Raw genomic sequence first — 12,317 nt, 5'->3', positions numbered from 1 at the left:
GTGCTGGCAGACTCCATGTCAGCCTCTCCGCTGCTAGACCCAGTGGGGAGGCACCCTCGTATCGGTGCCGGAGCGTGTCTGCCAGTCCGCTCACTGTTCGGCGCTCGACGGCGCTCAGCCCTGTCGACGGTCTCCACGCCCCGGGCAACCGCCGGATCCCGCAGAACTCATGCCGGACGTCATCAACGCGTCGAGCGAGCAGGGCGGTAACCCGGCGGCACCTCGGGTGCATCAGCAGTCACACGACCACCGACACAAGGATGGTGCACCAGTGAGCGCCACCGGTACCACCGCCGTCGTCTTCGATCTCGACGGCACCCTCGTCGACAGCGAACCGAACTACTACGAAGCCGGGCGCCGTGTTCTCGAACAGCACGGCGTCACGGGCTTCACCTGGGAGGAGCACACCGGGTTCCTCGGCGTGGGCACCCGCGAGACGATGCGCACGCTGCGCGAGCGGTACGGGCTGGCGGCGCCGACGGCGGAGTTGCTGAGGGAGAAGAACGCCGCGTACCTGCGGCTGGCGCGGGCGTCGACCCAGGCGTTCCCGCGGATGCGGGCGTTCGCCGAGATGCTGCGCGCGGCCGGGTGCCCGATCGCCGTCGCGTCCGGCTCCTCGCGCACCGCCATCGAGGCGGTGCTGCCGGCGGCGGGTCTCGACGGGCTGTTCGCCACGCTGGTCTCGGCGGAGGAGGTCGAGCGGGGCAAGCCGGAGCCGGACGTGTTCCTGGAGGCGGCCCGGCGGCTGGGCGTACGGCCGCAGGACTGCACGGTGGTGGAGGACGCGCCGCCGGGGTGGGAGGCCGCGCGCCGGGCGGGGATGCGATGCGTGGCGGTGCCGTATCTGCCGGAGCAGGCGGACGAGGCGGTCGGCGCGGGCGCGGGGCTGGTGTTCCGGCGCGGACAGCGGGAGTTCTCGGCGGAGCGGGCGTTCGCGTGGGTGACGGGCGGCGTGACCGGCGGGGTATGACGGGTACGGCGTGACTGGCGGACGTACGGGCCAGCCAGCGTGACGCGGTGCAGCCGGGCGCGGGGCGGTGCCGCGGCGGGGCCGCCCCGCCGCGTTCAGCCGCCGATCTGACTCTCCCCGAGCACCGTCGCCGTCGTGCGCTCGGCGGTGGCGTCGTCCAGGCAGCCGCGCAGGCGCATGCGGTCGTGGTCGCCGAGCGCCGGGCGGACGCTGCCCACCCAGATGTCGCCCTCCAACCGGCTCAGCGGGGCGTGGCGCGCGGGTACGCGGGTCGCGCGGCGGCAGCTCTCCCACAGGTCGCGCACGGCCATCCGGCCCGCCGCCGCGTCGGCGGAGCCGCGCACCGCGACCTCGAAGACGACCGCCGTCGCCGCTGCGGCCGGGCGCTGCTGGGGCCGGGTCCTGGTGGCGTCCGCGAGCCGGCCGAGGCCGAAGACCAGGGCGGCCAGGGCCAGTACGGCCACGACGAGCGTACGGATCCGGGGCGGGCGCCGTACCGCGGGACGGGACTCCAGCGGCTCCGCGCGCCCCACGCCGCCGGGCGGGGCCGCGAGACCGGCGAGGCGCGCGGCCGTGCGGCGGTCGGCGGCGCGGCCGGTGGCGGCAGCGGCCTTCTGCACCGCCCAGGCGGCGGCCGACAGCACCGCCCCGGCGGCCATCAGCACGGGCACGAAGACGTACGTGCGGTGCGTGCCGTCCGGCCGCCGTGCCTCAAGCCAGCGGAACCGCGGGGACGGCTCTGGCCGGGTGCGCTCAAGGCCGCGCAGGATCTCCTCCGTGCGGTCGCGGCCTTCGGCGACCTCCCGCCGGAGCCGGGAGACGCGGGCGTGCAGCACGATGCCGACGAACAGCACCTCGACGGCCAGCAGCAGCACGCCGCTGATGAGCGCGCGCTGCCACTCCCAGCGGTACAGGTAGAGCACGAAGTAGCCGCCGGCGCCGGCGCCGGAGAGCCCGCCGAGTACGTAGCCCGCGTACTTCACGCCGCCTCCCCCGCCGGGCCTCCGGCCTGCCGGCGGCCTCTGCCGCCGACGCCGGTCACGCCGCCGCCTCGCGGCCGTCTGTCCGGGCCGGATCGCCGCCGGTACGGGCCCCGCCCCCGGCGGCCGTCACCGCGCCCGTCGTGCCGTCCACCGTCAGCGCCGTCCCCGGCGGGAAGCGCGTCACCGCCCCCGGCACGCCCACGGCCGTCGGCACCCCGAACTCACGGGCCAGCACCGCCAGGTGCGACAGCGCGCTGCCGGTCTCCGCGACCAGCCCGGCGAGCCCGGCGAGCTGCGGCGCGAGCCCCGGGTCGAGCACCGGCACCACCAGCACCGCGTGCGCGGGCCGCTCCCCCGCGCCGTCCCACGCCACCCCGGCCCCGCTGCCGCCCCCGGCGCCCTGCCCGCCGCCCGCCGCCCCGCCGGCGCCGCCCGCCGGGTCCGGCGGCTGCGCGACGGGCCGCCCGCCGGCCAGCCGGAACGCCGCGGGCAGCACCAGCCGCTCCGGCCGCGGCAGCCGCTCCGCGAAGTCCCGCGGCAGCCCCTCGCCGTCCGCGAGCGCGACCAGCTCCGGCCACCGCAGCAGCGCCACCCGCGCCGCCCCGTCCAGCGCCCCCGCCGCCGTCAGCCGCTCCGCCAACTCCGCGACGACCCGGCTCTGCATCTCCTGCACCCACCGGATCCGCAGCCGCAGCCCCTCCCGTACGGGCAACGCGCCCACCCCGCGCGGCACTCCGCTCCACCGGACGCGCAACGGCAGCGCGGGCGCCGCGCCGAGCGCCGGCGGGGCCAGCGCCAGCAGCACCGGGTGCCGGGCGATCAACTCGGCGTCGTCGCCGGCCCCGTCCCGCCGCGCCGCCTCCGCCAGCACGGCCAGCGCCTCGCCCGCCGCGGTGGCCCCCTCGCCCGCACCGGGCAGCGCGCCGGCCAGCGACTCCTGCGCGTGCAGCGCGGACAGCACGGTGCGGCCCCAGCCGGCGGCGTCCAGCAGCCGTCCGCCGACCGTCTCCGCGGGCTCGGGCAGTCCGGCGAGCTGTTCGTCGACCTCGGCCATGAGGTCGAGGGCGAGCGCGGGCAGCGCGGTGCGCAGCCGCCCCACGCGCCAGGCCGCGCCGAGCAGCCGGGCGCCGCGCAGCGGGTTGACGAAGTCCCGTACCGGATGGGCCGACTTGACCGCGCCGAGCAGCCGCAGGTCGGCCGCGGCCCGGCCGTCGACGGTGGTGACGACGGGCAGCGCGCGCAGGTGCCGCCGGGGTGCGGTGCCGGCGATGTCGAGGGCCACGGTCAGGCCGTGCGACATGGGCGCGAGCCACAGGTCCTCCTCCAGCGGCTGCAGCACCGCGGGGAAGGTCTCGGCGACCGGTCCCGGGCCGAGCAGCCGGGCGGTACGCGGCGGGCGCGGCGGCATCGCCGTGATCGGCCGGGACTGGAAGAGCCACAGCCGCCCGTCGGCGTCGAAGCCGAACTCGACGTCCTGCGGCCCGCCGAAGACCCGCTCCGCGCGCCGGGCCAGCGACGCCAGCCGGGCCAGCCGGCCGCGGCCGAGCAGCGCCGCGCCGGGCGGCTCCGCCGGGTCGACGGCGACGCGCCGGCCGCGGCGGGTGAGCTGGTAGCGGACGCCCTGGGCGGTGCCGTCGACGAGGGCGCCGGGGCCGCCGTCGACGGCACTGACCAGCAGCCGGTCGTGCCGCCCCGCGACGGGATCGGCGCCGAACATGACACCGCCGGCCGCGGCCCGCAGCATGGGCTGCACGAGGACGGCCATGTCCCCGGTCGCGCCGGCCCGCGGCGGAGCCGGGCGCGGTGCCGCGGCGGGGCCGGCGGGCCCGCGGGCGGCCGAGTCGAGCACGCGGCGCACGGCGGCGGCGAAGTCCTCCCAGCCGCGCACGTCGGGCACGGTCTCGTACCAGCCGGCCATCGAGGAGTCGGCGGCGTCCTCGTACGCGGAGGAGGAACGCACGATCAGCGGTCGCCGCCCGCCCTCGCTCAACTCCCGCCAGGCGGCGCGCAGCGCGTCGGGACCGGCGGGGGCGCCGGGCGCGAGGGCGGGGTCGGTGAGCACGAAGCCCGGGAGCACGGGCAGCCCCGCGGCGGCGGCGCGGGCGAGGCCGGCGGCCTTGGCCCCGGCGCGGTCCGGGTCCCGGGCGGGACCGGAGTGCAGCGGCAGCACCGCCGGCCATCCCGCGCGCGCAGCTCGTCCCGTACGCGCCGTGCGCTCCCCCCGCGCCGCGCGCTCCGCACCGGCCGCGCGCGCTGTCCGCTCCGCTTCGGTCGCCATCAGCGGCTCCACCTCCGCCCCTCGTGCGCGCGCCCCTTGTGGGGGCTGCCACGCCCGACTCGGTCCCGGGTAGCGGAGAGAGCCGGCCGGGGCGCCGCGGGGCAGCAGACGGGGAACCGCCGCGGCGACCCGGCGGGTTCGACCGGGTTGCTTACGAATGCAGTATGCCGCGAGGGGCCGGAGGTATTCCTCAGGGATGTCCCCGAATGCCCCCGGCCCAGGCGCATCACCTCATCTCACCCACCGTGTGCCGCTCCTGGGTGACGGCGCACCGTTCCCGAGTCGTGCCGCTTCATGCCCCGGGCAGCGGATTCCCTTCTTTCGTGTGCACCCGCCCGGCTCTCCCCGCCGGGGCCCCGGCGACAAGCCGATAATCGTTGCGCCGGCCCCGGATCCGGGGCGTCCCCGGCCCATCCAGCGCTACAGCAGAGGTGACACACCATGCCCACGACCAAGGCGAACGACCGTGTCAAGCTCGTCTTCTCCCTCTTCGACGCCGACGGCAACGGCGTTGTGGAGTCGGCGGACTTCGATCTGATGAGCAAGCGGGTCATGGCGGCGGTGCCCGCCGCCGGCGACGACGCGAAGAGCAGGATGTCCGACGCCTTCCGCCGCTACTGGGAGACGCTCGTCCGCGAGCTGGACGCCAACGACGACGGCCGGATCAGCCCCGAAGAGTTCACCGCGATCGTGCTCGACCCCCAGCGGTTCGACGCCACGGTCGACGAGTTCGCGGACGCCCTGGCGGCCATGGGCGACCCGGACGGCGACGGCTTCGTCAAGCGTCCCGACTTCACCGCCCTGATGACGGCCATCGGCTTCCAGCGTCCCAACATCGACGCCCTGTTCGACGCCTTCGCGCCAGTCGACGGCGACCGTATCCCCGTGACCACCTGGGCGGACGGCATCCGGGACTACTACCGCCCGGAGAAGGCCGGCATCCCCGGCGACCACCTGACCGCGGGCACGACCCCGTGACCCGCACTCAAGTTCCCGCCCCCGAAGCCCCCTTACGTGACGCGAAGCCCGTCATCGGCCTGGCGGTCGGGCGAGGCACCGGACCCGAGGTCGCGGATGTCTTCGAGCAGGTGCTCGGCGCGCTGACCGCAAGGCACCCGCACGGCGTGGCGATCGAGCGCTCCCCCCGTCTCTACCACTCGTACGTCTCGCTCCGCGCCGCCGGGGGCGTGGCCAGGATCCAGGCGCTGACCGCCGAGGACGCAGCCCACTACGAGCGGTTCTGCCGCACCCGGGCCGAGCAGGGCACCAGGGCGATCTTCCGCACCGCTGTCAACGCCCAGTCCCTCTACCTCGTCCGGCAGCGGCTTCGCGCCGTGAAGGTCGACCTCCTCACGGACGCCAAGCGCTCCCTGCTCCTGGTACGGGATCAGGCCCAGGGCTTCTACACCGGGGACAACCGGCACACGCCCGGCGAGGTCACCCGCACCATGACCTTCAGCCGGGAGATCACCGAGGCTGTGCTCACCTACGCCCTGCGCCGAGCCCGGCACGAGTGGCCCGACGGGCGGGCCGACCGCATCGTCATGGCCTACAAGTTCCATCTGCTCGACGGCGCCCTCGACGCCTGGGTGGCAGAGCTCTCGGACCGGCTCGGCATACGCATCGGCCTGTTCCAGCCGGACACGGTCAACCGCAACCTGATCGCCCACGGCCTGCCCGACCGCACGCTGATCGTCGCCGGGAACGAATGGGCCGACATCATGCACGTCATGCTGCTCGACCGCTTCGGCTCCGGCCGGCAGGAGAACCGCTGCACCGAGAACGTCTGCCTCGCCCCCGGGCTGTCCGGTCTGGTCGAGTACCAGACGGTGCACGGGTCCGCCGACGACCTCGCCGGGCAGGACCGGGTCAACCCGGTAGCGGCCATCCGCGCGGCGGCCCTCGTCGCGGAACGCCACGCCGGATGCCCAGGAGCGGTACGCACCACCGAGCAGGCCCTGCGCACTCTGGACGAGCGGGGCGTGCACACCCCGGACCTCGGCGGACGGCACTCCACCACCGCCGTGGTCGACACGCTGCTCGACGTGCTCGACGCGCCCGGAGCCGACGGGACGCCGAAGGATGCCGCCCTGGTCAGCGGGTCATGACCGGCGGGGAACCGGGCGGGACGGCCCTGGTCGTCGTGGACCTGCAGAACGACTTCTGCACCGGCCCGACGGCCCGGGCACGCTTCGGCAAGGACCCCGCCGTGCTGGACACAGCCGTCGCCGGCTGTGTCCAGGCGGTGGCCAGGGCCCGCGAGCGCGGCGTGGAGGTGCTCTTCGTACGGTTCGTCGGCGACCCCGGACACCAGGGGGCCGGCTGGCGGCTGCGGGACCGGGCCCTCGGCAAGCGGCCCACGTGCCTGGAGGGCTCGTGGGGCGCGGAGTTCCACGCCGTCTCCCCGGCCGCGGGCGAGCGGGTCTTCACCAAACGCGCCTGCTTCGACGCCTTCCTGACCGACGGCTTCGAGGAGCACCTCGCCGCGCGGGGCGTGGGCCACCTGGTCTTCGCCGGGCTGTATGCGGACGTGTGCGTGGACTCCACCGCCCGCACGGCCTTCCAGAAGGGGCTTCACGTGACCCTCCTGACCGACTGCACCACCGCGCTGCACCTGCCGTACGACGCCGTGCTGCGGTTCATGCGCGTCGTCTACGGCGCCCGGACCACCACCGCGGACGACCCGCAGGCATGGGCAGCACCCGCGCTGCGACGTGAGGAGAAGTGGTGCGTGCCGCCGCCGGGCTGAACGCCGGCCTGGCGGACGGCGTGGGCCGCACCGCTCTCCTGGTGGCCGCAGCCCGCGCCATCGAGAGCCATCGCCCCGACGCCCTGGCCCGGGACCCGTTCGCGGAGCACTTCGTGCGTGCGGCACCGGCCTCGGCTGGCTGGCCGGTCCGCCCGCAGCAGGTGCCCGCCGGTGAGGCCGACCCGCTGTGGGGCCGGCTCGGCCGGTACTTCGGCCTGCGCACCCGCGTCCTGGACGACCATCTGCTCCGCTCGGCGCACCAGGGCGTCCGGCAGGTGGTGCTGCTGGGGGCGGGCCTGGACTGCCGGGCGTTCCGGCTCGACTGGCCGCCGGGCTGCGTGGTCCACGAAGTGGACACCGCCGAGGTGCTGGCGTTCAAACAGGCGGTGCTCGACCGGACCGGGGCTGCGCCCACGACCAGGCGCCGGACCCTCGCGGCCGACCTCCGGCTCGACTGGGCCGGGGCACTGCGGTGCGCGGGCTTCGACCCCGCCGCGCCCACCGCATGGCTCGCCGAAGGGCTGCTGCTCTACCTTCCGGCGGCGGCGGAGCGCCTCCTCATCGCCACGATCGGCCGGCTGAGCGCGGCGGGCAGCTCCCTCGCGTACGAAATCAAGCAGATCGCCGAGTCACCGCAGGTACGGGCCAGCCCGGTCTACACCGCGGCGAGACAGCGGATCGGCATCGACCTGCTCGCCCTCTTCGACAGCGGGCCACGCCCCGACTCGGCAGGCGAACTCGCCCAACGGGGCTGGACGGTGGCCCTCCACACCCCGTACGACTTCACCGCCCTGCACGGCCGCGGTCCCCGCCCGGAGCCGGACGACGCCCTGGCGGCCAACCGCTGGGTCTTCGCCACGGCCCCCGGGTAGCAGCGCTGCCCGGAGCGGAGGCGGGGACGGCCACGCCCCTCGGGAGACGATCCCCGTCAGCCGAGGAAGCTCAGCCGCACCTGCCGCTGCGGGTTGTCGCGGTTGGTGTCGACCAGCACCACCGACTGCCAGGTGCCCAGCTCCAGCCGGCCGCCGAGCACCGGCAGCGTGGCGTGCGGCGGCACCAGGGCGGGCAGCACGTGGTCGCGGCCGTGGCCGGGGCTGCCGTGCCGGTGGTTCCAGCGGTCGTCGGCGGGCAGCAGGTCGTGCAGCGCGGCGAGGAGGTCGTCGTCGCTGCCGGCGCCCGTCTCGATGACCGCGATTCCCGCGGTGGCGTGCGGTACGAAGACGTTGAGCAGCCCGTCGCGGCCGTCCGCCGCCTCGCGCAGGAAGGCGTCGCAGTCGGCGGTGAGGTCGTGGACGGTCTCGCCGGCTCCGGTGGTGATCCTCAGGGTGCGGGTCGTGAAGACGTCGGTCATGAGGCCAGCATCGCGCATGGGGAAGATCCGTGCCGACACAGGCGTTGGCGCACACATGAGCGGCATCGTGCGGACCCAGGTGGTGGTGATCGGCTCCGGCCAGGCGGGCCTGTCGACGGCGTACTTCCTGCGCCGCGCGGGCCTGGACTTCGTCGTCCTGGACCACTCCCCCGGCCCCGGCGGCGCATGGCAGTTCCGCTGGCCGACGCTGACGTACGGCAAGGCGCACCGCGTACACGACCTGCCGGGCATGCCGCTGGCCACCGCGGACGCGGACGGGAACCGGCCGGCCGCGGAGGTGGTTTCCGCCTACTTCGACGCGTACGAGCGGGCCTTCGGGCTGCCGGTGCGCCGGCCGGTGAACGTGACCGAGGTGCGCGAGGGCTCCGGGGACGAGGCCGGGCGGCTGCTGGTGGTCTCGGACGCGGGCACGTGGTCGGCGCGCGCGCTGGTCAACGCCACGGGCACCTGGGACCGGCCGTTCTGGCCGCGCTACCCGGGCCAGGAGACGTTCCGCGGCCGGCAGCTCCACACCGCGCAGTACCGCGGCCCGGGGGAGTTCGCCGGGCAGCGGGTGGTGGTCGTCGGCGGCGGCGCCTCGGGCACGCAGCACCTGCTGGAGCTGGCGGGGGCAGCGGCGCAGACCGCGTGGGTGACGCGCAGGCCGCCGGTGTGGCGCGAGGGCCCGTTCGACGAGGACTGGGGCCGCGCGGTGGTGGCCAGGGTCGACGAGCGGGTACGGGCCGGGCTGCCGCCGAAGAGCGTGGTCGGCGAGACGGGGCTGCCGCTCACGGACGAGCTCCGCGCGGCGCGGGCGGCGGGCGTGCTGGCGCGGCGGCCGATGTTCGAGCGGATCACGCCGGAGGGCGTGGCCTGGGCGGACGGGACGGTCTTCCCGGCGGACGCGATCCTGTGGGCGACGGGCTTCCGCGCGGCCGTCGACCACCTGGCGCCGCTGCGGCTCCGCGAGCCGGGCGGCGGCATCCGCATGGAGGGCACGCGCGCGGCCCGCGACCCGCGGATCCACCTCGTGGGCTACGGCCCGTCGGCAAGCACGATCGGCGCCAACCGCGCCGGCCGCGCGGCGGTCCGCGAACTGACCGCGCTGCTCGCCGGCCCGCCCGATCCAGACCCCGGTCCCGTACCGGGCGCGCGCGGCGCGCTCAGCGCTGCTGTCTGAGGCTGGAGCTGCGGACGACCAGCTCCGGCTGCAGCACGATCTGCTGGTGGTCGTGGTGCTCCACGCCCTGCTCCGTCTCCTCGATCAGCAGTTCCGCGGCCTCCCTGCCCATCCGGTGCGCCGGCTGGCGCACCGAGGTCAGCGGGACCGCCGCCGCGGCGGCGAACTCGATGTCGTCGTAGCCGACGAGCGCGATGTCGCCGGGCACCGAGACGCCCGCCGCGAAGAGGGTCTGCAGGACGCCGAGCGCGAGGAGGTCGTTGGCGCAGAACACCGCCGACGGGCGCGGCGACATGCCCAGCAGCCGGGCGCCGGCGTCGCGGCCGGCGGCGACGTCCATCTGCTCGGTCTCGACGTGCACCAGTGCCTCGGGCCCCAGGCCCTCCTCGGCGAGGGCGGCCAGGGCACCGGTGTGGCGGTCCTGGCACTGCGGGAGCTGCATGGGGCCGCTGACGTAGACCAGAGAGCCGTGGCCTGCGCCGATCAGGTGACGCGCGGCGAGCGCGCCGCCCTGGATGTCGTCCAGCGAGACGGAGCAGGCGTCGGCGCTGGCGACGGTGCGGTCCACGAAGACGTACGGGATGCCGTGCCGGCCGAAGGACTCCAGGGTGCGCCCGCTGGTGTCGGCGGGGGTGACGAGCACGCCGCGCACCCGCTGCTCGGCGAAGAGGCCCAGGTACTCGGCCTCTTCCGCGGTGCTCTGGGCGCTGTTGCACAGCATCACGCCGAGGCCCGCCTCGCGCGCGGCGCGCTCGGCACCGGTGGCGACGTCGACGAAGAACGGGTTGGTCATGTCGAGTACGAGCAGCGCGATGATGCGGCTGCGCCCGGCGCGCAGTTGCCGCGCCGACTCGCTGCGTACGTAGCCGAGCCGGTCTATGGCCGCCTGCACCCGCTCGCGGGTGGCGGCGGCCACGCTCTCGGGCCGGTTGATGACGTTCGACACGGTGCCGACGGAGACCCCCGCGTGCCGCGCGACGTCCTTGATGCCCACCATGCGCCCCACGCGCGTTCCCCTTCAGCCGTCCAGCCGGTCGTACGCGGCGCGCCCCGGCCGCGGCCCGTCGCACATGCTACGCATGGCTCTCCCCGGTCCCCGCGACCTCCACCAGGTCGAGACCGGCGAGGTCCGCGAGCGCCCGCAGTTCGGGCAGCAGGTGGCCGGTGGCCAGGGCCCAGTGGTGGCCGACGCCGCTCGCGCTCCACTCGTCGCACCACTCGCCCGGGTCGCGGCCGAAGTCGACGCGGGAGGTGGTGTTCCCGATGGCCAGCAGCGGTCCCGCGGTCACGGTGCCCGCGGAGGCGATGAGCCGGTAGCGGCCGTCGCGGGTCTGGCCGAGGCCGACGGCGGTGACCGGCCCGTGCCGTACGTCGAACTCCACGGACACCCCCCAGCCGCGCTTGCCGTGGTAGACGCCGAGGCCGCGCAGCAGCGGCCGGCCCTCGCTGATCGCCAGATGCCCGGGGCCGTCGTGGCCCATCTCCACCACGCCGTCGCGGAAGTTGAGCGCCTGCATCTCGGTGAAGGAGCCGCCGGCGCCGAGCCGGTCGGTGACGAGCATCGCGAGCGAGGTGCGCAGCTCGTACTCGCCGGCGGCGGGGATGCCGCGGGCGGTGAGCAGAGAGGCGCCGAGGATCATGCCAGCGCCCAGCCGCTCGTGCGTCTCACCGTCGAGGCCGCGGTGGTAGTACGCGAGGGAGTCGAGGTCGAAGTCGGCGGCGAGCCGGTCCAGGCCCACCGACACCCGCGCCGCCCAGGCGAGGTCGTCGGGGTCGACGGTCCCGTCGAGGTCGAAGACCTCGCGGGTCTCGTCGAGTTTGGCCGCGACCTCGGCGTCGCCGGCCTTCTCGGCCCGTACCCGCAGGTCGTCGAACTCCAGCACCTCGACGTGGCCGCCGAGGTTCGCGGGGACCATGGCCAGGTCGGTGGAGACGTCGTACATGCCCGGGTAGAGGTGGCCCATCAGCCCGTGCCGGCCGCCGCGCAGTGCCGCGCGCACCCCCGCCGCCCGGATCCAGCGGCCGATACGGGCCCACGCCCGCTCGTCCTCCAGGTAGCCGGAGACGGAGCGGAACGGGACGCCGCAGCGCTCGAAGGCGTTCGCCATCTCGGGCAGCGGGCAGGCGCCGCAGTAGGCGAGCCACTGGCCGGTGTCGAAGCTCGCGTGGTCCATCGCCTCGGTGGGCTGCAGGTTGATCAGCAGGACGGGCGCGCCGCTGCGCTGCGCGACGGGGACGAGCATGGTCGCGGTCATGTACGTGGTGAGGAAGCCGACGATCAGGTCGCAGTCGGCGGCGCGCAGCTTCTCCGCGGCGGCGGCGCCCTCGGGAGCGCCGGAGATGAAGCCGACGTCCACGACGTCGGCGTCGAAGCCCGCCATCCGCTCGGCGACCCGGGCGGCGGAGCGCTGGAGCTGCGGCAGCAGGTCGGGGAACTGCGGCCAGTACGCGCCGAGTCCGCCGGCGACCAGGCCGATGCGGGGCCGGCGGGCGGTGGCGGGGGTGCGTGCGGTCGTCATGGGTGGCCCTACCTTTCAAGTCGTGGGTTCGAACTGGTCATTCGTAAGATCGGTGGGCCCAGGGGCTCTGGGTATGGCTGCATGGGTTGCGCCCGTGATGGCTTAAGGAGCTTGGCCGCCCGGAGCCCCGCGACGACTCGACCGCCAATTGGGAGATGCGACTCGATCGCTGCGTAGGGCAACGTCGGCGAGGTCGTCTGCTGGGCTGTGAACGCGCGACGAGCTGGCGGAGGTGACCGTGCCCCAGATATGGGCCGGAGTGGACATCGGCAAGGAACACCACCACT

General features: G+C 75.5%; 11 protein-coding genes. 6 read left to right on the top strand and 5 right to left on the bottom strand.

All coding sequences use genetic code 11. The features are described from left to right. Positions 1–271 precede the first annotated feature (271 nt). On the top strand, positions 272–970 hold the full coding sequence (locus B124_RS36105) for an HAD family hydrolase (RefSeq protein ID WP_496507252.1): 699 nt from the start codon (positions 272–274) through the stop codon (positions 968–970). Between the two features lie 95 nt (positions 971–1,065). On the opposite strand, the gene B124_RS36100 is transcribed toward B124_RS36105, so the two are convergent. Next, a complete protein-coding gene (locus tag B124_RS36100; RefSeq protein WP_496507251.1) occupies positions 1,066–1,953 on the bottom strand; it encodes a hypothetical protein in 888 nt (295 codons plus the stop codon). A 55-nt stretch (positions 1,954–2,008) separates the two neighbouring features. After that, a complete protein-coding gene (locus B124_RS36095; protein ID WP_496507250.1) occupies positions 2,009–4,231 on the bottom strand; it encodes a PEP/pyruvate-binding domain-containing protein in 2,223 nt (740 codons plus the stop codon). Positions 4,232–4,672: 441 nt separating this feature from the next. Between B124_RS36095 and B124_RS36090 the strand changes: the two genes are divergently transcribed. Genes B124_RS36090 through B124_RS36075 form a run of 4 tightly spaced genes read left to right on the top strand, consistent with a single transcriptional unit; the run spans position 4,673 to position 7,852 of the window. Continuing rightward, a complete protein-coding gene (locus B124_RS36090) occupies positions 4,673–5,209 on the top strand; it encodes an EF-hand domain-containing protein (protein ID WP_496507249.1) in 537 nt (178 codons plus the stop codon). Then, positions 5,206–6,339 (top strand): isocitrate/isopropylmalate family dehydrogenase, encoded by a 1,134-nt coding sequence (locus B124_RS36085; protein WP_496507248.1) that lies wholly within the window; start codon positions 5,206–5,208, stop codon positions 6,337–6,339. The genes B124_RS36090 and B124_RS36085 overlap by 4 nt, the downstream gene beginning before the upstream one ends. Continuing rightward, positions 6,336–6,980, top strand: a complete 645-nt coding sequence (locus B124_RS36080) for a cysteine hydrolase family protein (RefSeq protein WP_496507247.1) — start codon at positions 6,336–6,338, stop codon at positions 6,978–6,980. The genes B124_RS36085 and B124_RS36080 overlap by 4 nt, the downstream gene beginning before the upstream one ends. Then, positions 6,959–7,852, top strand: coding sequence for a class I SAM-dependent methyltransferase (locus B124_RS36075; RefSeq protein ID WP_496507246.1), 894 nt, complete (start codon positions 6,959–6,961; stop codon positions 7,850–7,852). The genes B124_RS36080 and B124_RS36075 overlap by 22 nt, the downstream gene beginning before the upstream one ends. 56 nt (positions 7,853–7,908) lie before the next feature. Here the strand turns inward: B124_RS36075 and B124_RS36070 are convergent, their stop codons facing one another. Beyond that, the gene (locus tag B124_RS36070; protein WP_496507245.1) at positions 7,909–8,331 is read right to left on the bottom strand and encodes a secondary thiamine-phosphate synthase enzyme YjbQ; all 423 of its coding nucleotides are present in this window, start codon (positions 8,329–8,331) and stop codon (positions 7,909–7,911) included. Positions 8,332–8,386: 55 nt separating this feature from the next. Here B124_RS36070 and B124_RS36065 point away from each other — a divergent pair, with 55 nt between their 5' ends. Beyond that, positions 8,387–9,511 (top strand): FAD-dependent oxidoreductase, encoded by a 1,125-nt coding sequence (locus B124_RS36065; protein WP_496507244.1) that lies wholly within the window; start codon positions 8,387–8,389, stop codon positions 9,509–9,511. Here B124_RS36065 and B124_RS36060 read toward each other — a convergent pair. Both B124_RS36060 and B124_RS36055 read right to left on the bottom strand, forming a co-directional pair. Beyond that, positions 9,495–10,508: a LacI family DNA-binding transcriptional regulator gene (locus B124_RS36060; protein WP_496507253.1), complete on the bottom strand. Its 1,014-nt coding sequence runs from the start codon at positions 10,506–10,508 to the stop codon at positions 9,495–9,497. The genes B124_RS36065 and B124_RS36060 overlap by 17 nt on opposite strands. Positions 10,509–10,584: 76 nt before the next feature. Next, the gene (locus tag B124_RS36055; RefSeq protein ID WP_496507243.1) at positions 10,585–12,030 is read right to left on the bottom strand and encodes an arabinose isomerase; all 1,446 of its coding nucleotides are present in this window, start codon (positions 12,028–12,030) and stop codon (positions 10,585–10,587) included. Positions 12,031–12,317 lie beyond the last annotated feature (287 nt).

Source organism: Streptomyces sp. CNP082 (genome assembly GCF_059570535.1).
This window is presented reverse-complemented; position numbering and strand designations above follow the sequence as displayed.

Excerpts from the sequence above, each read along its gene's own strand:
- B124_RS36095 (WP_496507250.1), bottom strand. The coding sequence starts at position 4,231 with ATGGCGACCGAAGCGGAGCGGACAGCGCGCGCGGCCGGTGCGGAGCGC.
- B124_RS36090 (WP_496507249.1), top strand. The coding sequence starts at position 4,673 with ATGCCCACGACCAAGGCGAACGACCGTGTCAAGCTCGTCTTCTCCCTC.
- B124_RS36080 (WP_496507247.1), top strand. The coding sequence starts at position 6,336 with ATGACCGGCGGGGAACCGGGCGGGACGGCCCTGGTCGTCGTGGACCTG.
- B124_RS36070 (WP_496507245.1), bottom strand. The coding sequence starts at position 8,331 with ATGACCGACGTCTTCACGACCCGCACCCTGAGGATCACCACCGGAGCC.
- B124_RS36065 (WP_496507244.1), top strand. The coding sequence starts at position 8,387 with ATGAGCGGCATCGTGCGGACCCAGGTGGTGGTGATCGGCTCCGGCCAG.
- B124_RS36060 (WP_496507253.1), bottom strand. The coding sequence starts at position 10,508 with ATGGTGGGCATCAAGGACGTCGCGCGGCACGCGGGGGTCTCCGTCGGC.
- B124_RS36055 (WP_496507243.1), bottom strand. The coding sequence starts at position 12,030 with ATGACGACCGCACGCACCCCCGCCACCGCCCGCCGGCCCCGCATCGGC.